This window comes from Treponema brennaborense DSM 12168, assembly GCF_000212415.1.
In the GTDB taxonomy this organism is placed as follows: domain Bacteria; phylum Spirochaetota; class Spirochaetia; order Treponematales; family Treponemataceae; genus Treponema_F; species Treponema_F brennaborense.
In genome coordinates this window covers 41,661-61,765 of the sequence record NC_015500.1, presented here as the reverse complement: position 1 = coordinate 61,765, position 20,105 = coordinate 41,661, and the positions used below count along the sequence as shown (strand labels likewise).

Here is a 20,105-nt window from a genome sequence, read left to right as displayed (position 1 = left end):
CGAAGGAGGTTCCGTATGAGAATTCTGGAAATCGTCGTACCCGTATTTTTTCTGATAGCATTGGGCTACGTCCTGAAACGCAAAAAAATTATCAGCGATTCGGGTATCGCTTCGATAAAAAATATAGCCGTAAACGTGTTTCTGCCGGCAATCGCTTTCAACGTGTTGATAAACGGAAAATTCGGCAAAAGTTCGCTCGTTTTAATCGGTACGGAAATCGTCGTCCTGTTTGCCGCATACGGCGCGGGATTTTTCTGCAAACGGTTTTTCGACCGGAGCGTGCAGGGATACGTACCGCTCGCCGTTACTACGTTTGAAGGCGGAATGTTCGGCTGGGCAATGATATCCATACTCGTCGGGGCGGAAAACCTGTTTTACATCATTCCGATGGACATGATGAACGGCATTTTCTGTTTTACCATTATGGCGACCAGCCTGAAAATACTCGCCGGCTCGAAAATGACGATCGGAGAAACCGTAAAATCGTTTTTTACCAGTCCGCTCATTCTTGCCGTTATCGCCGGATTTATCGGCTGCGCTTTCCAGTTAGGAACTAAAATAAACGATTCGGCCTTTTCGGAGGTATACCGGCAATGCATACGCTGGCTGACAGAACCGCTTTCGCCGGTCATACTGTTGTGCATCGGCTCCGGCTTGGAATTCAACCGGCGGATCTTTGCAAAGGGTATCAAACTGGTTTGCTGCCGGCTCGTCGTTATGGGGATTTTATGCGCGCTCGTCCTGTTTTTCTTGTCACGCATAATCGGATTGTTTCCGGCGCTGACCGTCTCCATCGTTACGTACTTTTTCATTCCGAGTTCTTTTCTGCTTCCCATGTATACGAATGAAAAAGAATCCGTCGAATTCACTTCCGGATTTTTATCGCTCCAGATAATCGTATCGCTTATCATTTTTACCGTCATCAGCATCTGCGTACAGACCGGCGTTTTCGGCTCCATTTCATAAACCGTAACCGAAAACGTACAAGCGTAACAAACGGCGTTTTCCTGTAGTAACCGGGAAACGCCGTTCATCTCCGAAGGAGTTTCTTGAACCCGTACTCTACCGAGCAGCACAATTTTCGGCGCAGGAATTCTATCAGACCGCAAACGGTGAACACTGCAAACACGCACAAAATCAAATAAAGCGGATAAAGCTTGTCCGTTTCAAAATGCGCACCAACGTGCAGCCATTGTTCAAACAAAAGTGCCGTTTCACTCAAGCCGTTTTCTCCATAAGAATGGAACAGCAGATTCTCATGGAAAATATACACACCGAACGTCGTATTAGCCACGGTATTTATGATTCTTGAGTACCCGATTTTCACATGGTTTTTGAAGATATAGAACAGACTCATGGCAAGCAACATAATAAAAATATGGCGACTGCTATAAATGTGCAGAATAACGTTCCGTGTCAGATTTTTGCTGAATTCTAACCGATGGCACAGGATATTCGCGGCAAAAAGTGCACTCCACATCAAAGCAAGAAGCGCCGCAAAAATAATTCGGCAGTATTTTTCAAGGTAATTGCCTTCTTTTTTCTTCAAATATGCCACGGCGATGAACACATAAATAAAATCCCCAACGTTCCCGAATTCAGATTCAACAAAAAAAAAGAAACGAAACACAGGCAGAAGGATCGTCATAATTGCAAGCAAGCGAACTTGAAGTTTTTCATCCGCCTTCCGGACGTAATCCTGCAGAAACGGTACCAGCAGATAAAAGAACAGATACGTCCTGATAAACCAGTAACCGCCGTATATCGGCGTTAAAAAGGTTTTTACAAGTTCCTTAAATCCTACAGGCTCAAATCCGCCGAGCTTTACGAACACAAAAACCGCAACGCTGCACAGCATGGTCTGAAGATACAGGCGCACGACCTTTTCGGAGTGAATACTTTTCGCACTACATAAAAACCAGCTTGAAACAATAACGAACAAAATCACCCCAAGCTGTCCGTACGAACCCAAAAGATAATTCGCCGCCACATTTACACTGAAAGGCTCAATCATCAAAGAGAAGTTTCCGGTGCGGGAATGCTGCACCGCGTGACATGCAACAATCATCAACATTGCAAGAATTCTAAGCAGCTCAAAATTTGAAGAACGCTTAACGTATAATTTGTTTTCAGTTGTTTCTTGCATGATAAACCCTCACGATAACATTGTTTTAATGGGAAGAATAATTAAATTACTGCCTTTCACATTGTTTTAGCAGATTATATACATTGTTTTAAAGAAATTCAAGCAAATATAAATTAGATATGCTATAAAACAATGTTTTTTAACAGTAAAAATGTTCTATATAGAAGTATGTCATTGCAGGAAACGTTTATAGAAAACCTGAAATTCTACCGGAAGCAGGCAAAATTTTCACAAAAAGATTTATCAATCATGTTGAATAAAGGCTATAATTACGTTAACAGTATTGAAGGCGGTGTTTCGTTTCCGCCGCCGCAAGTCATAGATGAAATAGCCGGCATTCTGCACATTGAGCCGGAAATTCTCTTTTCAAAAAGTGGCAGTCCTGCAAACATCAATGCGTCGTTCAGAAAAAGATATGCCGCTACGCTCAAAGACACGCTTATTTCCCACATCAGCGCCGAAATCGAAAAAATCTGCCGTGAAATGATAGAAAAATAAATTCCGTACGATTTCTGCAATATAATTTTTTTCTCGTTACTATTGACAGAAACCACGTTTATATATTACAATTCTACACATAGAAACACTGCGTGTTTAACGGAACCCCGTATATCTGAAAGGCGGAATGATAAAAACTGCCGCAGTGCCGTCAGTTTTTATCTTCCCAGTTTGCGTTGCAAACTGTTTCATTATTTGCTGCTTTCGTCAAAGCAGCTTAAAAAAGCACTCCGAAAATTGATACTTTCGCCTTGCTTTTTTATAGGAGATCATATGAAAGTACCCCACCGTTTATATCTTACCGAAGACCAAATGCCCACGCAGTGGTACAACCTGCGCGCCGACATGAAAGAGCAGCCCGATCCGATGATAAATCCCGCCACCATGAAACCGGCAGCCGTCGAAGACCTCTACCCCGTTTTCTGCACGGAACTCGCCAAGCAGGAAATGGACGCAACGACGCGCTACATCGACATTCCCGCGGGCATCCTCGAAATGTATAAAATTTACCGCCCCTCGCCGCTCATCCGCGCCTACAATCTGGAAAAAGCGCTCGGCACTCCGGCAAAAATCTACTATAAATTTGAAGGCAACAACACCTCCGGCAGCCATAAACTGAATTCCGCCATCGCGCAGGCGTATTATGCAAAACAGCAGGGACTCACCTCCCTCACCACCGAAACCGGCGCCGGACAGTGGGGCACCGCGCTCAGCGAAGCGTGCGCGTACTACGACATCCCGCTCACCGTCTTTATGGTCAAATGCTCGTACAACCAAAAACCCCACCGCCGCACCGTCATGAACACGTTCGGCGCAACGGTTATCGCAAGTCCCAGCGACACCACCAACGCCGGCCGCGCGATTCTTGCCGAAGACCCCGCCAACAGCGGCAGCCTCGGCTGCGCCATCTCCGAAGCGGTCGAAAAAGCCGTCTCCACCGAAGGCTGCCGCTACGTCCTCGGTTCGGTACTCAATCAAGTACTGCTGCATCAGTCCGTCATCGGCCTTGAAGCAAAAAAAGCCATGGAACTCCTCGACGAATACCCCGACGTCGTCATCGGCTGCGCGGGCGGCGGCTCAAATCTGGGCGGACTGATCGCCCCGTTCATGCAGGACAAACTCACCGGCAAAGCCGCCCCTCGCGTCGTCGCCGTAGAACCCGCTTCGTGCCCCTCGCTCACCCGCGGAAAATACGCCTACGACTTCTGCGACACCGGCAAAATCACCCCGCTCGCCAAAATGTACACCCTCGGCTGCGGTTTTAAACCCTCGCCCGACCACGCCGGAGGCCTGCGCTATCACGGCATGTCGCCCATTCTGTCCAAACTGTACCACGACGGATATATGGAAGCCGTCTCCGTCCGCCAGACAGACGTATTCAAAGCCGCAACCATGTTCGCAAAATACGAAACCATTCTGCCCGCCCCGGAATCGGCCCACGCAATCCTCGGTGCAATCAACGAAGCCCTCGAATGCAAAAAAACCGGCGAAGCAAAAACCATCTTGTTCGGACTCACCGGCACCGGCTATTTCGACATGGTAGCCTACGGTTCCTACATCGACGGCACCATGAGCACCTACGTCCCCACCGACGCCGATTTACAGAAAGGCTTCGCCGGCCTCCCCACAATTCCCGGCATTCAATAACCGCTCCCCCTCTTGTGAGGGGGAAAGCCTTCCCCCTGGCCCGCACTTCGTTACGGGCACACCCCCTTCTTCGGCAAACGGGCACGTTCGCGCGGCACCAACGCCGCGCGAACGACTTGACCCAACCCGTTCCGCTTCGTATACTCTTTTCATGCGCAGAACCGACCGAGCCGTAACCGACATCCGTGAAATCGAAGAAATCATCAGCACGTGCAAAACGTGCCACGTCGCCATGATAGACGGAACCGTTCCGTACGTCGTCCCCCTTAATTTCGGATACGAACTGAACGAACGGCAGCTCACACTGTACGTCCACTGCGCCGCCGAAGGCCGAAAAATCGACGTCTGGCGCGCCAATCCGCTCGTCTGCTTCGACGCGGTAAACGAAGGCGAGCCGCTCTTTCCCGAAACGCCGTGCAATTCGGGCTATTATTTTTCAAGCGTCATCGGAACCGGCCGCATTGAAGCGGTTGAAAACGCCGCGGAAAAATGCCGGGCGCTCGCCCTGCTGATGAAGCACCAATGCGGTAAAGACATCGCCTTTACCGCAGCGCAGGCCGCCGCCGTCGCCGTATATCGGATAATTTCCGCCGATTACACGGCAAAACGCAAATCGCGCCCGCACCGCATCCGCTAAAAACGTGATTCCCGCCGTCCTTTTTCCATTTCCGCCATCCTATGTTATACTGATACGAAAGGATCGGCTATGAACGACAGAGCTCAAATCTATTTTCACTACTACGGCTATGAAAAATGCAGACCGGAACATTTTTACGGTCCGGCGGTACGGGCGCATTATCTGGTGCATTTCGTTTTGAACGGGAAAGGTATCTACCGAACTGCCGGAAATCTTTTTCACATACATAAAAATCAGGCGTTTTTGATACGCCCCGGAGACGTAACGTTCTACCGTGCCGATAAAGCGGATCCGTGGGAATACGTGTGGCTCGCCTTCGACGGGCCGGAAGCGGACCGCGTGATCGCCGCTTTTTTTCCGGAAAAAGATTCATACGTATGTCCGGCAATCAACCCCGACGGATTTCAGCAATATATGCGGATGGCACTGCCCAGCTTTTACCGACTCGATTATTCCCAAATGGAACTTGCCGGCTGGTTTTACCTGTTTTTTTCCTGCCTGCGTCAAAAAGATATCGCGGAAGTTCCCAAAGAAAAAAAATATCTTGAATCAGCCGTAAACTATATCCGATACAACTACATGCGCGACATCAACATCGATGAAATCAGCGCCCGAATCGGTATAGACCGGACGTATCTGTATAAGATACTGAAAAAATACGAAAACTGCTCGCCCAAAGAATACCTCATGCGCCGCCGCGTCGCCGCGGCAAAAGACATGTTGTGCTATTCAACCGTCAGCGTTACGGAAATTGCGTCGATGTGCGGATTTCACGACAGTTCTTCATTCTGCAAGATATTCCGCCGGTACGAAGGAAAATCGCCGTCCGTATACCGCCGCATCGTACGTGAAGAAGCCGCCAGACAGGCAGCCGAACGCACAAGCGCTCAGCCCGGCTACAACTTGCTTCCGGAAAAAGCGATTCCGCTGATAAACTGTTTTTGAAACATCAGATATATCAGGATCATCGGCACACACGCAAGACACGAAGCGGCCATCAGTTCCGGATAATTCGTAACGAACTGCCCCTGCAACTTTGCCAGCGCGGCGGACAATGGAATCGTATTCTGATCCGTGTTTACGACCAGCGGCCACATCAGTTCCTTATAAGCGAAAAGTGCCGTAAAAATACCGAGCGCCACCAGCGACGACTGTACGAGCGGCAGCATTATCCGCAAAAATATCTGTCCGGTATTACAGCCGTCTATACGAGCCGCCTGTTCCACATCCTGCGGCAGTGCAATAAACGCCTGACGCATCAAAAAAGTTCCGAACGCGGAAACCAGCCCCGGAAACAACAAGGCGAACGCCGTGTTCAGCATTCCCAGTTTATTGACGATCAAATACTGCGGAATGATGAATATCTGCGGAGGAATCATCATCTGGAACAAAACGAGCGCAAACGCAACGTTTTTTCCCGGAAAATGCAGCCGGCCGAGCGCGTACCCGGCAAGCGTCGCCGTTACGAGCGTGCACAGAATCCTTCCGGCTATCAATACGAGCGTGTTCCAGTACAATCGGATAAAATTCATCTTGCGGATAACGGAAACGAACGCATCCGTCCGCCACACCGACGGAAAAACGGCAAACGGATGCAGTTGGGTCGATTCCGAAACGGATTTAAACGCCGTAAGTATCATCCAAAAAAACGGAACGGTCATCAGCAGCGCTCCGAATATGAGAACCGTATAGAGCGCAACGGCCTCGTAAGCCCTCAATCGCTTCATAGAAACTCCTTAAAAACGCGGCGAAAGCCGCACGGCGCGGGTATCGCGTCTGTCAGTTTTATCACCCGAAAATGCGTTCAGCAGGAAGCATTCCATTTTTTCTGAAAATATACTTGAATTGCGGTGATAATCATAATAACGGCAAGCAACAATAAGACGATCGCCGAGCCGTATCCTTTATTCGATTCGATAAACGAATATTTGTAAAACAAATACACCAGCGACTGCGTTTTATACGCCGCCGGATTTGTCCGATCTATCATGATATAAAACGTATCGAAAACCTGCAAAGCAGCCATCACCCGCGTAACCGAAACAAAAAACATCGTCGCCGACAATTGCGGCAGCGTGATACTGAAAAATTGCCGGATAACGCTCGCACCGTCAATTTCAGCCGCTTCATAAAAATCGGACGGAATTTCCTGCAATCCGGCCAAAAACAGGATCATGTTGTATCCGGTTACGGACCAAACACCCACGAACGCAACCGAAATAAACGCAATATGCGGATCAGAAATCCAATTTATCCGCGGGCCCCCTATTGCCTGCAACAACTGATTCAGCAAACCGAATTCCGAATTGTACAGCCACCGCCATACCATTGCGACGGCAGCGGGAGCCGCAACCATCGGCAAAAAATAAATCGTGCGAAACGCCGATCTTCCGCGTATATTGCAATTCAATAAAACGGCTGCAATCAAGGCAAAAATGACGGAAAAAGGAACTTCCACAAGCGTATATTTACACGTATTCAGTAACGCTTGCCACACCGTTTTATCAGCCGCAAGTTTGACGAAATTCTGTATACCGATAAACTGATTTCCCCTTCCGAACGCGCCGGTTTTAAAAAAACTTTGCCAAATCGTTTGAAAAACGGGAATGATATTCAGGATCAGCAGTCCGATCACCGTCGGCAATAAGAATGCCCATCCCCACAAGAACTCTTTTCTTTTTCCGCTCAAACCATATGTGTGCATTCGTTCACTCCTCCCGAAGTTCATGCAATTTGCAAGGAACCGCCTTTCCTCATGAATGCACTGCTGAAAGGGCGGTTCCCCGCGTTGATTTTATTCCTCCGCAAGCATACCGTTCATCAAACGGGCAATTTCACGGCATACTTCCGCCGCATTCCGTTTTCCGGTCCAAACGTCTATCAGTTTTTCGGTAGCCATATTCTCCCAGGCAACCGTCGATGCCGAATACGGGCGAATTACCATATCGGCGGTCATATCGATATACGCCTGCAAATTGAAATCGGGATAGGCGGAAATCCAGTTTTCAGTCGTTCCTTTATACGCAGACATAACGATACCCAAATCAGACTGCTTCCGTTGGGCTTTTTCCGAGCCCAAATATTCGATCAGCGTCCACACCTTTTCCGGCTGCTTCGTAGCGGCACTGGCAGCCCACCCCAATCCGTTGTAAATTGAAACACGTCTTCCCGTTCCGGCATCTTTCGGCAATACGGCGATATCGCCGTGTTTTTTCACATAGTCGTTGTTGCATAATTCAGGCAGCATCCAGGAACCCATCATAACCATCGCAACCTTTCCGGCTTCAAACAGCGCTTCGGCAGTATTTTCGGAAAGCACTTCATACGGCGGCATCGATCCGTCTTTTGCCAAATCCGCAACGAATTGCAGCGCGTTAACGGTTCCGATTTGATCGAATCCGGATTTTTTCTTATCCGCGGAAATGATACTGCCGCCCATATCGTACACAATGTTGTACCAGCCGGACTGATTGTCGGACGTTTTCAGGGTAAAACCGTATTGACGGCCATCACCCGTCGTCAGCTTTTTACAGGCGTTTCTGAACGTATCCCACGTCCAGGATTCGTCCGGATACGGAACACCCGCCGCAGCGAACATCGTTTTATTGTACCATAAAGCAATCGTATCGATATCTTTCGGAACGGCATACGTTTTGTTTTTCCACGTATACAATTCGACGATATCCTGCGGATAATTCGTCAGACTGATTTTCTCACTGCCGGCAATTCGGACGGATAAATCGAGCAACATTCCGTATGAAGCGTATTTTGAGAACTCGTTTGAATGCATCCAAAACACGTCGGGCAATGAACCGCCCGTTGCACCGGCTTCAAGCATGGTCCAATACTGTTCCCACGGCGTAACCTGTATCTTAGCCTTAATACCGGTAGCCGCGGTAAAGTCATTCAGAATCTGCGTCAGACCCGGCTCCTGATTTTTATCCCAGACAGCAACTTGTAAGACCGCAGTTTCACTGTTTTCCTTTCCACCACCCGCAAACGCGATGGAACCCGCCAGACAGGCAATAAGCAGCACTGCCGTAAATTTTTTCATATAGTCCTCCTATAAAAATAGCAGAAAACCGGCGAACCATACACGGAACGCTGAATGCTCCGGCCACGACCCGCCGCCTTTCCGTTAATCATACGAAGCCATATACGATCCGTGCGCGGCTATCAGTTCGTCGCACAGGGATCTGATATCATCAATACTCAATTCCGCCGCCGTATGAGGATCCAGCATCGCCGCATGATAAATATGTTCACGCTTTTTTGTCCGGGCGGCTTCAATCGTGAGCAGCTGGACGTTGATATTCGTCATATTCATCGCGGCAAGCTGAACGGGAAGTCTGCCCAGACGGCACGGCGTAATACCGTTACCGTCGACGAGGCAGGGAACTTCGACGCATGCTTCGGCAGGCAGATTTTCTATACAGCCGCAATTAACGACGTTTCCGCCGATTTTATAGGGCGTGTCCGTAACGATTGCTTCCATAATATACGAAGCGTATTCTTTGGAGCGGACGCGGGCGGTTTTGCCGTTTTGCGTAAGGCCGTCGCGTTCGGCAGCCCAGTCCGCAATCTGTTTTACGCAGCGGGTCGGATATTCATCGAGCGGAATGTTGAATTTTTCTATCAGCTGCGGATAGCGTGATTTAATGTAAAACGGATTATATTCCGCGTTATGTTCGCTCGATTCCGTACAGTAATAACCGAAATTCCGTATGTAATCAAAACGAACCATGTCGTTGTGAGTACCGGCGGCGTTTTTTTCGGCAGCCCGTTTTCTGATCTCAGGATACAGATCGAAGCCGTCTTTATCGGTTATGGTCAGCAACCAGGCCATGTGATTGATTCCGGCAATGCATTCCCGGCGGCCTTCCAGTTTGTCGGTCATTCCGAGTTCCGTCAGCAGCGTTTCCGAGCACGTCTGCACGCTGTGGCACAGCCCGACCGTTTTTACTCCGGTATACCGCTGCATATACCCCGAAAGTATCGCCATCGGATTCGTATAATTGAGGAACAGCGCATCGGGGCACACGTTTTCCATGTCGCGGGCAAAATCTTCCAAAACGGGAATGGTTCGCAGTGCACGCATGATACCGCCGATTCCGAGCGTGTCGCCGATAGTCTGCCGCAAACCGTATTTTTTAGGTATTTCAAAATCGGTAACCGTACAAGGCTCGTATCCGCCCACTTGAATCGCGTTTACGACGAAGTCCGCGCCTTGCAGTGCCGCCCGGCGATTTTCCTGCCCCAGATAGCAGCAAATTTCGGCTCGACTTCCGTTCGTATTTTTATTGATTGCCGACACGATGCGTTCGGATTCTTTCAAACGCGTCGCGTCGATATCGTACAACGCCACTTCCGCATCCTGCAGAGCGGGAGTACACATACAATCACCGAGCACGTTTCTGGCAAAAACGGTGCTGCCTGCTCCCATAAACGTAATTTTCAAAATTGTTCCTCCTAAAAGCCGTATCCCGTGCGGGAATCGGAACCGTGAGAACCGGAACGACGCACGATGAACGCCGAACGATGAACGCCTGACATCGAACGCCGGCGTCAGTACCGGATTCGGTTTGACGGCTCACATGTTTATAGGTTAAAATGGTTTTCAGCGGAAAGATAGGTTCTTTGTTTCCGAAAATTTGTCAATTTGTTGCATTTTCACCGTCCGACGACAAATTCCGTTCCGCGATTCGAGCGAAAATCGGGCTGCCAATACGAACCGCAGTACTATTCGCCGTTTTAAGGAGTTTTCATGCAAAATTCGTATATTGCCGGTTTTTTACTGCTCCCGTACGCAGCCCTTTCGGCGTTTCATCTGACAGCGTGTCTGCGCGGCAAAACGGCGGCTGCCGACCGTTCCAAATGTTTTCTGATGCCGTTGCTTCTGCTCGCTTACGCGGGCGCCGCAATCGTACGCGGAACAGCCTTCCATTTGCTGATCGCCGCCGCACTGCTGTTCAGCACGGCCGGAGATTATTTTCTTCTTGACGAACGAACGGCGGCCCGCGTCCGGCCGGGAATGATTTTCTTTTCCTGTGCGCAGCTATGCTACGCCGCCGCCGGAGCGCAACTGATACGCAGGAACGGGCTGCCGCCGTGGCTCGCCGCTACCGCAGCCGCCGTTTACACGGCGGGCGGCGCGTGCTTATACGCACGGTTACGGAATCACATTCGGCAGTTCGGAGGCATGGTGCTCGTTTACCTTGTCTGCATCAGCGTGATGAGCTGGACGTTCGTAACGGGAGCGATTGCCGCACCGCGCGCATCCACCGTAGTGAGCGCCGCCGGGTCATTGCTGTTCGTTTTATCGGACAGTCTGCTTTCAAAAAAAATGTTCATCGGCGAATATCCGGCCGCCCGATTCAAAGTCATGAGCACGTATCTTGCCGCGCAGCTTTTAATCGTCGGCGGATCGATGTTCGCATAAAAAAGGCCGATACCGGCATATTATGCTTACGGCAACAATTACAGGGAGAGACGATGACAAAAATAGAATATGAAAACGACGGTATAAATATAGAGCAGAAATACGGATGCTGGGCTCAAAAAAGATTCATTGCATACGACGATATCCGGGGTTACATCGGATTTCAGAAAAAATTCGACGGTTTTTCTGCCGCACTAGGAATTTTATTCATAAGTTACGGCTCATTTAAAATCTATGGAATGAATGATCTACCACTCAGCATATTTTTCATTTTTGCCGGATTATATCTTATATACTCAGTCATTCATAATTATGCAAATTATAAAATACTGAGCGTTTCCGGAAACAGGGATCTGTTCTTTTCAAAAACCGATGCAAAAAATATAAAGCGAATCATCGAAAAACGGAACGACTATTTTCGTGAAACGTATTTTCTGAATATGGAAAAATATGACGCAACTACCAAAATTTATACGGCAAACTGGTTGTACAAAGAATGCGCCGTTACTGAAGCCGAAATTTTGAAACTTGACGGCTTCTTTTACAACGCAGAAACGGGTAAATTCGATTATAGTGAAAAAAGAAACGAAGCGATAAACGAAGCCGAAATATGAAATTACAGCGGGGGCTTTTCACGCAAAAGCCCCCTCACGCCCCTCGCATATAATAAACCGAGTTTCGAGAATTCGCCAATCGTATGGACTGCAGAAGTATAGGCAGCTTCCGGGCAACCGTTATTCCTGCGGTTCCGGTTTTCGGATCCGGCTTAAAAGCTGCGCACACGCCAAACCGCCGGCAAAACAGAGCGCGTACAACAGCCAATCGACGGCGCCGGTGCCGAACGTGTACCCGCGCGAAATCAGCAGTTTGACCGGCGGCAGAATTACCAGCGTGGACGCGATAACGACGCCGATAACCGCGTGCATAAACACCGCGTACTGCCTGCGAAGACAATAATCGACCGCTTTCGACAACGCGAGCACCGTCAGCAGCAGGCACACCCCCATCGGCATTATAACGCGCAGATCGAAGCGGCCTATCGCGGCGTACATCGGCTCGGCAAGGCCCAAAAATAAAAATATGTTTGACGGGCTCATGCCCGGAACGACTATACCGAGTCCCCACAACACGCCGCACGCACACCACCACCAGATCGACGGTGTTACCGACGCGGCGCCGCCGAGCGACATCGGAATCATCCATGAAAGCATAAGCACTGCCGCTGCGAACAGTGCACCCCACGCACGCCGCGGCGCTCCTTGAATGCGCGCTTCCTTAAACAGGGAAGGAAACGTTCCGGCAATCAGTCCGATAAACAGAAACAGCGCGTGCGTTTCGGCCTTTTCCAAAAATATGCCGATCACACGCGAACTGAGCAGCGTGCCGGCGGCGAATCCGATTCCCACGAACAGCAGAAACTTCCACTGTTTTTTTATTTCTTTCAGCGGATGGCACAGCAGCGCCATAACTTGCCGATATATACCCAAAATGACGCACAGCGCGCCGCCGCTGATCCCCGGCAGCACCGCACCGATGGCGATAACCGCTCCCTTAACGATATTCACTAAGGGTGCGCCCGACTGTTCCCGCGTTTCGGGAACGCCGGCACCGGGTTCCTTGTTTTTCTGCTCCATCGGTTTCCTCCGCCGAAAAATGATACGCTTCATTTTATACTATATCTCCGGCGGCGCGCAATCCGTCTTGTGCATAACAGCAAATAAATCGGAAAAGCAGTTCTTTCCGGAAATTTGTGATTTACGATTATATGCATAAATGGTTTTAATTACGTTGAAAAGAATACGTTAAAGGATAGCGACTTGCCGGAAATGATGACGGCTTGCCGAACCGTTTTTCATTGGCGAGACTGCAGATCGGCGATCGCATCGGCAAGCGTCGTTTCACGCAGTTTGTTTTCGAGCGCGGCGGTAAATTCTATCAGCCGTGAATCGAGTACGTCGTGAATACGTCCGCCGACCGGACAAAGCGGATTCGGATGTTCGTGAAAATTGAATATTTCCCGCTCACCGCAGCCGGCGGCAGCGTACACGTCGTAAAAAGAAATCGATTCCGGGGGCAGAGCCGAAAGTTAACGCTTTTGCACCGCCCTCCCCCACACACGCAAAAAAAAACGGAATCGAACGGAACGAAGCTCCGCCCGATTCCGCTATCCGATTCTGCCGAAAGTTTCCGAAAATGAAGGGGAAGCTACTGGACGAGCCCAGTCAAAATAACGTATACTGAACGTCTATTCTGCTAAAAAAAGCAAGAGAGGTTAAAACGATAACACTGCCGCCCTGCGGCAAACCCCACCGGTAATGGAGAATTCAGTATGGCACATACCGACTCAACGGCCACCAACCAGTTTTACATGGCTCGCCAGGACGAAACCGAATCCAGCGCGAGAAGTTATCCCCGGAAATTTCCGTTTGCCCTGAAAAAAGCCCGGGGTTCATGGATTGAGGACGTAGAAGGAAACAAGTATCTTGATTTCCTGTGCGGAGCGGGAACGCTCGCTTTGGGACACAACGATCCTGAAGTGAATCAGGCGATGATCGAAATGATCGCCGGCGACGCTCCATTGCATACGCTCGACTTAACCACTCCCGTAAAAGATACCTTTGTCCGCACGCTGCTCAACCTGCTGCCCGAAGAACTGCAGCAGACAGCAAAAATCCAATTTTGCAGTCCGTCAGGATCAGACGCGGTAGACGCGGCCGTAAAACTATGCAAAACTGCAACCGGACGCAGCGCCGTCGTCGCTTTCAGCGGCGCGTATCACGGCATGGGACACGGCGCGCTCGCGCTTACCGGAAACCTCGGTGCCAAAGAAAAAATACCGGCGCTCATGGGCGACGTGCATTTTCTGCCGTACCCGTATTCGTATCGATGCCCGTTCGGACTGGGCGCGGAAGCGGGTGAAAAAGCGGCGTGCGCGTATTTCGAGCGCGTTCTGAAAGATCCCGAAAGCGGCATCACCAAACCGGCGGCGGTTATCATCGAGCCGATTCAGGGCGAAGGCGGCGTCATTCCCGCTCCGATACGTTTTCTGCAAACTGTCCGCCGCGTTACGGCGGAACTCGGCATTCCGATGATCGTTGACGAAATCCAGTGCGGCATCGGCCGTTCCGGCAGATTTTTCGCGTTTGAATACGCCGATATCGTTCCGGACGTCATCCTTGCCTCCAAAGCGATCGGCGGTTCGCAGCCGCTGGCAGTCGTCGTTTACAACAAAAAGCTCGACAAATGGACTGCGGGTGCGCACGCCGGAACGTTCCGCGGCAATCAGCTTGCCATGAAAGCAGGCACCGTCGTCATGAACCGCGTTTCAAAACCCGAATTTCTTGCCGCCGTTGCCGAAAAAGGCGAAATCATCCGGAACCGACTGCTCGAACTGAAACGGCGTGTTTCCATCATCGGCGACGTACGCGGCAAAGGACTCATGCTCGGCTGCGAATTCGTCGATCCGAAGGCAGCACCCGACCAGCTGGGTTCCCTGCCCGGCTCCGGTGAAATCGCGGCGCTCGTCCAAAAACGCTGCTTCGATTACAAACTGGTTATGGAAAAAGGCGGCCGCAACGGCGCCGTCATGCGGTGCCTGTGCGCGCTCAACGTAACGCGTGAAGAAATCGACAGAATGCTCGACACGTTTGAAAAAGTCGTACTGGAGATAAACACCGATGCCTGCGCATAACGATCAGCTTTTTTTGACCGATTCGCCCGAATCCAAACGGGCGTACGCGGAACTGCTGCATAAAACCATCGACGACGTTGCCGCCGCCGTAACCGACGGCAAAGCGTACGCGGGACTGACGCCGCAGGAACTCAAGCAAGCGATTCACACCGCGACGCTCCTTCCCGAAACCGGCTGCGGCCTTTCCGCCGCCTCGGAATTACTGCGCACCAAGATACTGCCGTATTTTCTGCGGACGGCTTCTACCGATTACATGGCGCACCTGCACAGTCCCGCGCTGATTGAAACCGTCGCCGCGGAACTGGCGCTCGCCACGTTCAATCAGTCCATGGATTCATGGGATCAGTCGCCCGTCGCAACCGAAATAGAACTCGAAGTCGTAAAAGAATTGTGCCGGCTGTACGGATACGGCGATTCAAGCGACGGTGTGTTCACGTCGGGCGGCTCGCAGTCGAACTTGAGCGGCATCATGCTGGCGCGCGACCGATACTGCAACAAAGTGCTCGGACACGACGTCAAAAAATACGGACTTCCCGAAAATTACCGGAAATTCCGCTTATATACGTCCGAAATAGCGCATTTTTCAATGGAAAAAAGCGCGCATCTGTTAGGATTGGGATACGATGCAGTCGTCAAAGTGCCCGTAGACGAACGGCAGAAAATGGACGTCGCCGCGCTCCGGCGCCTCGTTGCACAAGACGCTGCCGACGGAAACCTGCCGTTCTGTGCGGTCGCAACGATCGGCACGACCGATTACGGAAGCATCGACGACGCGGCGGCGATTCACGCGGTCTGCGCCGAATACGGCATGTGGCTTCACGCGGACGCCGCGTACGGCAGCGGCGTCGTCATGTCGGCTCGTTACCGCAGCCGCATCGGTAACTTGAACCTGTGCGACTCCATAACGGTCGATTTTCACAAGATGTTCGTCATGCCGGTCAGCTGCGGCGCGTTCCTGCTCAAAGACGGGCGTAATTTTGAAGCACTCACGCTGCACGCCGATTACCTGAACCGCGAAGAAGACGAAGAAGACGGCTACACCAATCTGGTCGGCAAATCGATGCAGACGACGCGCCGGTTCGACGCGCTCAAAGTCTGGATTGCGTTTCAAACGCGCGGCAGGGACGGCTGGTCAAACATCATTTCCGCCTGCATGGAAAACGCCGCGTACTTATACGGCGCGCTCCGATCGGATCCGGAATTCCAAACGGTAACCGCACCGGAAATCAGTTCCGTCGTCTTCCGCCGCACGCCGGACGGCCTTTCCGCCGCGGAAACGGACGCACTGAACAAGGCGATCCGCCGCACGCTTATCCACAAGCACGGCGTCGTCATCGGTCAGACCGTGTTCGCCGGCGCAACGTACCTCAAGTTCACGCTGCTCAATCCGCTCGTTACGCACGAAAAACTGGACAGTCTGCTCGCCTTGATACGGAATCTGGCGGATACGTGCCGCCTCAGCCGCTGACGGCTGCTCACTTGACAGCTGCGCGCTCCGCATGTTATCGTAATTCATAGAGGAATACTATGAAAATCTCCACCCGCGGCCGTTACGCGCTGCGCTTTATGATAGACTTGGCGCTTCAGAATTCGGATCAGTTCATCGCTTTGAAAGACATTTCGGGCAGGCAGGAAATTTCGGTTAAATATCTGGAACAGATTACGTCCCTGCTGGGCAAATACGGACTGCTGCGCAGCGTCCGCGGTCAGCAGGGCGGCTATAAATTGGCAAAACCCGCGTCGCAGTATACGATCGGTGAAATTCTCAGAATCACGGAAGGCAATCTCGCTCCGGTCGCTTGCCTCGATACGGCGGTAAACGAATGCCCGCGCTGCAATCAATGCAAAACGCTGCCGTTTTGGGAAGGGTTGGCGGCCACCATCAATTCGTATCTGGACAGCGTAACCCTCGCGGATCTGGCCGCACAGGAATCGGCCGTAGCACCCGTATCCGAGCGGGCGCCGCTACACGCGCAGCGTCCGTAATTCGGTTCCGTTCATATCGTACAACGTCAGCGTCCGTGCTTCGTACACGGCGAAACCCGCAGGCGAACCGCCTTTCGGCAGCGCCGCCGAACCGGGATTGCACAGCACGACGCCGTCCGCATTTTTTTCAAGCATTTGAACGTGCGTGTGCCCCGACAGGAACACGTCGCCCGGTAAAAGCGGCGGCAAACGTTCGGGCGAATACACGTGCCCGTGAGAAGCCACCAGCCGCACGCCGTCGTCGACGATCAGCGCCGTGTCGCCCATCGTCGGAAACGCAAGCAGCATCTGATCCACTTCGGCATCGCAATTTCCCCGGCACGCGACGATTCTGTCTGCGTACGGGTTCAGCAAATCGACGACGCCCTTCGGATCGTGCCCCGGCGGCAGCGGATTACGCGGTCCGTGATACAGCGTGTCGCCCAAAATGACCAGCCGGTCGCAGCGCAGCTTTTCAAACCAGCCGATCAGCAAACCGGCGGCTGCCGCCGAACCGTGTATGTCCGAACAGATCAGATATTTCACACGCTTACCACCGGTATTGCAGCGACATGCTCGCGGGCGTTACCACCGGCCGCAGCCCCTTGTCCGCAAGCGGCAGCGTGTGCAGGAACGGAACCAAAAATCCGGTCGCACTGCCCAAAACCGCACCGGCAAGTACGTCGGTCATGAAGTGATTGCCGCTCAATATGCGCTGAACCGCAGTCGCAACCGCAATCGACATGCTTCCGGCAATCACCGGAATTTTCAGCTTCGAGTCAGGAAAGTATTTTGCGAACACGTAGCTGGTAAAGACCGCGCCGTTGAACGCCATCGTCGTATGTCCCGACGGAAACGAACGTGCAAAATCGCCGTCGGAAATTTTATCGGAAGGCGCGCCGTCGAAATACATGTACGGCCGTTTCCGTTCCGCGAACGTTTTAACCGTTTCTTTTAACCCGTACGACCACAGCACGGATTCGGCGTACATGACGCCGATGACGCCCCATTCCTCTTTATCGGCCACGGCAAGAACGGCCGGCGTCAACATGGCGAGCGCTTCGGTAACCGTTCCCGAAATATGCCACGCGCGGGAGTACGGCCGCATGGCCCACCGGTCAAACGGATTTACGGAATCTTTATCGTAAGCGGTTCCGTCCCAGACGGGAGTACCGTTCACTTTATCCAAAACGAACGCCGTACCCGTCAGAGCCGCGCCGCCGCCGGCGATTAATCCGTCGTACAGCGGGTCAAGGGCAAAGACGCCCGCGGAGCCGGCAAAAAAATCCTTGAACGCAACGGGCGAAGCCGGCGCGCGTACTCCGAAAACGTCCGGTCTGAACGAGACGCTTTCCGCCGCGCTAAACGCACCCGCACATACGGCGAGCATGGTAAAAAATCCGATAAATTTGTACAACGGTTTCATATATTCTCCTCAAAAAATTGAAAGGTGCGGCGCCGGTTGGACGGCCGCCGCCGCAGTTTGGGCTGCACTCTTTGGGTTGCCGTCTGGGCTGCACGTTTCAGCCGCAGTTTGGGCCGCCGCAGTTGCCAGCGGCAAATACGCTGCCGTCTAAGCGGCGCTTTCACGCCGTCCTAAAATGGCTATAAAATCAAACCCGGTTTGCGTCCGGTACGCAGCACGGTGTATTCTTCTATCAACTTGTTCAGCGGAAAACGGCCGCGGTTTGCCGGACTGGTGGAAGGCAGCGGTTCCGCTTCTATGCCGGTTACCGGCAAACACAGTTTCGTATACAGCTTGTACGCCTGCTGCCCGGTCGTAAAAATCCGCTCAACGGGAGCCGCCGCAAGCAGCGCGCCGAAATCGTTCGCTATCGGATTTTTGATGGAAGCGTCGTCCGCACCTTTTATTTCGCACGAAGCGAGCACGTCCCAGAGGGCCAATTTATGCGTAAGAATCAGTTTTACCTTATCTTCTATGGAAAACGGAATCGGCACGTCGAATACGGCGGACAATACCTGCCAAAACCGATTCTGCGGATGTGAATAGTAAAAACTCTTTTCCCGTGAAACCGGCGACGGCATGGTACCCAAAATGAGGAATCGGCTGCCGCCGTCGTACACCGGATCGAGCGGATGTTCTATCTTTTGAAACGTCATATGCGTCGATTATATCGATTTCCGCCGGGAAAGGCAAATCCCGCACACACGTTACGAACGGAGCACGAATGGCGCACATCCGTTCGGGCGAATGACGGAAATTCGTGCGTCCCTCTCAGTTCCGCACGGCGGTTTTACTCTTTCGCCAATTCGTACAGAATGATCGACGCCGCCTGCGCGACGTTCAGGCTTTCGACGGCGGCGTTCACCGCGGGAATGATAATCAGATGATCGCAGTTTTCACGGATGAGCGGCGAGATTCCCGCTTCTTCATTGCCCAGAACGACCAGTGCGGCTTTTCCCGCGCGCAGGCGGGCCATATTGCTCACCGGGGCGGCGCCGCGCACGTCCGTTCCGAAGCGTACCATCTTGCCGCTCATGTCCTGCAGCAGCCGTACCGCCGAGCGTACCGAATACACGCGCACGTACTCCATGCCGCCCTGCGCAACGCGGTACGAGCTGGTCGTAACCGAAGACTGCGCTTCGTCGAGCGGAATGACGATATTCCGTATCCCGAAAAACGCCGCGCTCCGTACGATTGCCCCCAGATTGTTCGCGTTGCCCACGCGGTCGAGCAGTACCGCCGATTCGCCGCCGCGCACCCAGTCGGCGGTGATTTCAACGGTGAGCGGTTCTATTTCCGGCTGCGCGATCATGGCCACGACGCCCTGATGGTGCACGCTGCCGCACAGTTTTTCAAGGTCAAGCGTTTCCACTTTATTGTACGGAATTTTTTCCTGAGATAAAAAACGGCATAAATCGCCGAACTGCGCGGCCCGTTCCGCCGTAAAATACAGCCGCCGGATCCGCTCCGGATGTTCTTTTTCCAGCGCTTTTACCGCGGCAAACCCGCATACCGCGAGTTCCTGATATTGTTTATTTTTCATGCGCACAGTATACCTTTTAATCGCGTTACATGCTATACGCAACGCGATTAAAGGCGAACCGGCTCACGCCGGTC

21 protein-coding genes are annotated in these 20,105 nt (G+C 51.9%); 10 read left to right on the top strand and 11 right to left on the bottom strand.

Features of this window, described 5'->3' with window-relative positions; all coding sequences use genetic code 11:
* Positions 1-15 precede the first annotated feature (15 nt).
* Positions 16-966: an AEC family transporter gene (locus tag TREBR_RS00255; protein WP_013757229.1), complete on the top strand. Its 951-nt coding sequence runs from the start codon at positions 16-18 to the stop codon at positions 964-966.
* Positions 967-1,030: 64 nt separating this feature from the next.
* Here TREBR_RS00255 and TREBR_RS00250 read toward each other — a convergent pair whose 3' ends face one another.
* Positions 1,031-2,146: an acyltransferase family protein gene (locus TREBR_RS00250; RefSeq protein ID WP_013757228.1), complete on the bottom strand. Its 1,116-nt coding sequence runs from the start codon at positions 2,144-2,146 to the stop codon at positions 1,031-1,033.
* Between the two features lie 168 nt (positions 2,147-2,314).
* On the opposite strand from TREBR_RS00250, the gene TREBR_RS00245 reads away from it, so the two are divergent.
* The 4 genes from TREBR_RS00245 (at position 2,315) to TREBR_RS00230 (ending at position 5,873) form a co-directional block, all read left to right on the top strand.
* Positions 2,315-2,644: a helix-turn-helix domain-containing protein gene (locus tag TREBR_RS00245; protein WP_013757227.1), complete on the top strand. Its 330-nt coding sequence runs from the start codon at positions 2,315-2,317 to the stop codon at positions 2,642-2,644.
* Between the two features lie 273 nt (positions 2,645-2,917).
* Complete coding sequence (locus TREBR_RS00240; protein WP_013757226.1) at positions 2,918-4,291, top strand: TrpB-like pyridoxal phosphate-dependent enzyme; 1,374 nt, start codon at positions 2,918-2,920, stop codon at positions 4,289-4,291.
* Positions 4,292-4,442: 151 nt separating this feature from the next.
* Positions 4,443-4,928, top strand: coding sequence for a pyridoxamine 5'-phosphate oxidase family protein (locus TREBR_RS00235; protein WP_013757225.1), 486 nt, complete (start codon positions 4,443-4,445; stop codon positions 4,926-4,928).
* A gap of 69 nt (positions 4,929-4,997) precedes the next feature.
* On the top strand, positions 4,998-5,873 hold the full coding sequence (locus TREBR_RS00230; RefSeq protein ID WP_013757224.1) for an AraC family transcriptional regulator: 876 nt from the start codon (positions 4,998-5,000) through the stop codon (positions 5,871-5,873).
* Here the strand turns inward: TREBR_RS00230 and TREBR_RS00225 are convergent.
* From TREBR_RS00225 to melA, 4 genes are all read right to left on the bottom strand, one after another.
* On the bottom strand, positions 5,825-6,655 hold the full coding sequence (locus tag TREBR_RS00225) for a carbohydrate ABC transporter permease (RefSeq protein WP_013757223.1): 831 nt from the start codon (positions 6,653-6,655) through the stop codon (positions 5,825-5,827). The two genes, TREBR_RS00230 and TREBR_RS00225, sit on opposite strands and share 49 nt — an antisense overlap.
* Positions 6,656-6,732: 77 nt before the next feature.
* Entirely contained in the window at positions 6,733-7,632 is a 900-nt protein-coding gene (locus TREBR_RS00220; RefSeq protein WP_013757222.1) for a carbohydrate ABC transporter permease, read from the bottom strand.
* Between the two features lie 90 nt (positions 7,633-7,722).
* Positions 7,723-8,982 (bottom strand): ABC transporter substrate-binding protein, encoded by a 1,260-nt coding sequence (locus TREBR_RS00215; protein ID WP_013757221.1) that lies wholly within the window; start codon positions 8,980-8,982, stop codon positions 7,723-7,725.
* An 84-nt stretch (positions 8,983-9,066) separates the two neighbouring features.
* Positions 9,067-10,386 (bottom strand): alpha-glucosidase/alpha-galactosidase, encoded by a 1,320-nt coding sequence (gene melA, locus TREBR_RS00210; RefSeq protein ID WP_013757220.1) that lies wholly within the window; start codon positions 10,384-10,386, stop codon positions 9,067-9,069.
* A 306-nt stretch (positions 10,387-10,692) separates the two neighbouring features.
* Here melA and TREBR_RS00205 point away from each other — a divergent pair, with 306 nt between their 5' ends.
* Positions 10,693-11,367 carry a lysoplasmalogenase gene (locus TREBR_RS00205; protein WP_013757219.1) on the top strand — a complete coding sequence of 225 codons (675 nt, stop codon included), beginning with the start codon at positions 10,693-10,695 and terminating at the stop codon, positions 11,365-11,367.
* A gap of 53 nt (positions 11,368-11,420) precedes the next feature.
* Positions 11,421-11,981 (top strand): hypothetical protein, encoded by a 561-nt coding sequence (locus TREBR_RS00200; RefSeq protein ID WP_013757218.1) that lies wholly within the window; start codon positions 11,421-11,423, stop codon positions 11,979-11,981.
* A 120-nt stretch (positions 11,982-12,101) separates the two neighbouring features.
* Here the strand turns inward: TREBR_RS00200 and TREBR_RS00195 are convergent, their stop codons facing one another.
* Both TREBR_RS00195 and TREBR_RS00190 read right to left on the bottom strand, forming a co-directional pair.
* Entirely contained in the window at positions 12,102-13,001 is a 900-nt protein-coding gene (locus tag TREBR_RS00195; protein WP_013757217.1) for a DUF368 domain-containing protein, read from the bottom strand.
* A gap of 218 nt (positions 13,002-13,219) precedes the next feature.
* Positions 13,220-13,444 carry an Rrf2 family transcriptional regulator gene (locus TREBR_RS00190; protein WP_281054884.1) on the bottom strand — a complete coding sequence of 75 codons (225 nt, stop codon included), beginning with the start codon at positions 13,442-13,444 and terminating at the stop codon, positions 13,220-13,222.
* A 252-nt stretch (positions 13,445-13,696) separates the two neighbouring features.
* Between TREBR_RS00190 and TREBR_RS00185 the strand changes: the two genes are divergently transcribed.
* Genes TREBR_RS00185 through TREBR_RS00175 form a run of 3 tightly spaced genes read left to right on the top strand, consistent with a single transcriptional unit; the run spans position 13,697 to position 17,044 of the window.
* Positions 13,697-15,058, top strand: a complete 1,362-nt coding sequence (locus TREBR_RS00185) for a diaminobutyrate--2-oxoglutarate transaminase family protein (RefSeq protein WP_013757216.1) — start codon at positions 13,697-13,699, stop codon at positions 15,056-15,058.
* Positions 15,045-16,526 carry a pyridoxal phosphate-dependent decarboxylase family protein gene (locus tag TREBR_RS00180; RefSeq protein ID WP_013757215.1) on the top strand — a complete coding sequence of 494 codons (1,482 nt, stop codon included), beginning with the start codon at positions 15,045-15,047 and terminating at the stop codon, positions 16,524-16,526. The genes TREBR_RS00185 and TREBR_RS00180 overlap by 14 nt, the downstream gene beginning before the upstream one ends.
* A 59-nt stretch (positions 16,527-16,585) precedes the next feature.
* Positions 16,586-17,044 carry an RrF2 family transcriptional regulator gene (locus tag TREBR_RS00175; RefSeq protein ID WP_013757214.1) on the top strand — a complete coding sequence of 153 codons (459 nt, stop codon included), beginning with the start codon at positions 16,586-16,588 and terminating at the stop codon, positions 17,042-17,044.
* Here TREBR_RS00175 and yfcE read toward each other — a convergent pair.
* The 4 genes from yfcE to TREBR_RS00155 all read right to left on the bottom strand — a co-directional run bounded on the left by yfcE (position 17,024) and on the right by TREBR_RS00155 (position 20,031).
* Positions 17,024-17,569 (bottom strand): phosphodiesterase, encoded by a 546-nt coding sequence (yfcE, locus tag TREBR_RS00170; protein WP_013757213.1) that lies wholly within the window; start codon positions 17,567-17,569, stop codon positions 17,024-17,026. The two genes, TREBR_RS00175 and yfcE, sit on opposite strands and share 21 nt — an antisense overlap.
* A 4-nt stretch (positions 17,570-17,573) precedes the next feature.
* On the bottom strand, positions 17,574-18,449 hold the full coding sequence (locus TREBR_RS13335) for a phosphatase PAP2 family protein (protein ID WP_013757212.1): 876 nt from the start codon (positions 18,447-18,449) through the stop codon (positions 17,574-17,576).
* 179 nt (positions 18,450-18,628) lie between these two features.
* Positions 18,629-19,144: a DNA-deoxyinosine glycosylase gene (locus TREBR_RS00160; RefSeq protein ID WP_013757211.1), complete on the bottom strand. Its 516-nt coding sequence runs from the start codon at positions 19,142-19,144 to the stop codon at positions 18,629-18,631.
* A 134-nt stretch (positions 19,145-19,278) separates the two neighbouring features.
* Complete coding sequence (locus TREBR_RS00155) at positions 19,279-20,031, bottom strand: TrmH family RNA methyltransferase (RefSeq protein WP_013757210.1); 753 nt, start codon at positions 20,029-20,031, stop codon at positions 19,279-19,281.
* Positions 20,032-20,105: the final 74 nt, after the last annotated feature.

What these genes read in the sequence shown, in the direction of transcription:
- TREBR_RS00255 (WP_013757229.1), top strand. Translation starts at nt 16, where the DNA reads ATGAGAATTCTGGAAATCGTCGTACCCGTATTTTTTCTGATAGCATTG.
- TREBR_RS00230 (WP_013757224.1), top strand. Translation starts at nt 4,998, where the DNA reads ATGAACGACAGAGCTCAAATCTATTTTCACTACTACGGCTATGAAAAA.
- TREBR_RS00185 (WP_013757216.1), top strand. Translation starts at nt 13,697, where the DNA reads ATGGCACATACCGACTCAACGGCCACCAACCAGTTTTACATGGCTCGC.
- TREBR_RS00250 (WP_013757228.1), bottom strand. Translation starts at nt 2,146, where the DNA reads ATGCAAGAAACAACTGAAAACAAATTATACGTTAAGCGTTCTTCAAAT.
- TREBR_RS00215 (WP_013757221.1), bottom strand. Translation starts at nt 8,982, where the DNA reads ATGAAAAAATTTACGGCAGTGCTGCTTATTGCCTGTCTGGCGGGTTCC.
- TREBR_RS00195 (WP_013757217.1), bottom strand. Translation starts at nt 13,001, where the DNA reads ATGGAGCAGAAAAACAAGGAACCCGGTGCCGGCGTTCCCGAAACGCGG.
- TREBR_RS00200 (WP_013757218.1), top strand. Translation starts at nt 11,421, where the DNA reads ATGACAAAAATAGAATATGAAAACGACGGTATAAATATAGAGCAGAAA.
- TREBR_RS00220 (WP_013757222.1), bottom strand. Translation starts at nt 7,632, where the DNA reads ATGCACACATATGGTTTGAGCGGAAAAAGAAAAGAGTTCTTGTGGGGA.
- TREBR_RS00240 (WP_013757226.1), top strand. Translation starts at nt 2,918, where the DNA reads ATGAAAGTACCCCACCGTTTATATCTTACCGAAGACCAAATGCCCACG.
- TREBR_RS00245 (WP_013757227.1), top strand. Translation starts at nt 2,315, where the DNA reads ATGTCATTGCAGGAAACGTTTATAGAAAACCTGAAATTCTACCGGAAG.
- TREBR_RS00235 (WP_013757225.1), top strand. Translation starts at nt 4,443, where the DNA reads ATGCGCAGAACCGACCGAGCCGTAACCGACATCCGTGAAATCGAAGAA.
- TREBR_RS00155 (WP_013757210.1), bottom strand. Translation starts at nt 20,031, where the DNA reads ATGAAAAATAAACAATATCAGGAACTCGCGGTATGCGGGTTTGCCGCG.
- TREBR_RS13335 (WP_013757212.1), bottom strand. Translation starts at nt 18,449, where the DNA reads ATGAAACCGTTGTACAAATTTATCGGATTTTTTACCATGCTCGCCGTA.
- TREBR_RS00160 (WP_013757211.1), bottom strand. Translation starts at nt 19,144, where the DNA reads ATGACGTTTCAAAAGATAGAACATCCGCTCGATCCGGTGTACGACGGC.
- TREBR_RS00180 (WP_013757215.1), top strand. Translation starts at nt 15,045, where the DNA reads ATGCCTGCGCATAACGATCAGCTTTTTTTGACCGATTCGCCCGAATCC.
- TREBR_RS00175 (WP_013757214.1), top strand. Translation starts at nt 16,586, where the DNA reads ATGAAAATCTCCACCCGCGGCCGTTACGCGCTGCGCTTTATGATAGAC.
- TREBR_RS00225 (WP_013757223.1), bottom strand. Translation starts at nt 6,655, where the DNA reads ATGAAGCGATTGAGGGCTTACGAGGCCGTTGCGCTCTATACGGTTCTC.
- TREBR_RS00205 (WP_013757219.1), top strand. Translation starts at nt 10,693, where the DNA reads ATGCAAAATTCGTATATTGCCGGTTTTTTACTGCTCCCGTACGCAGCC.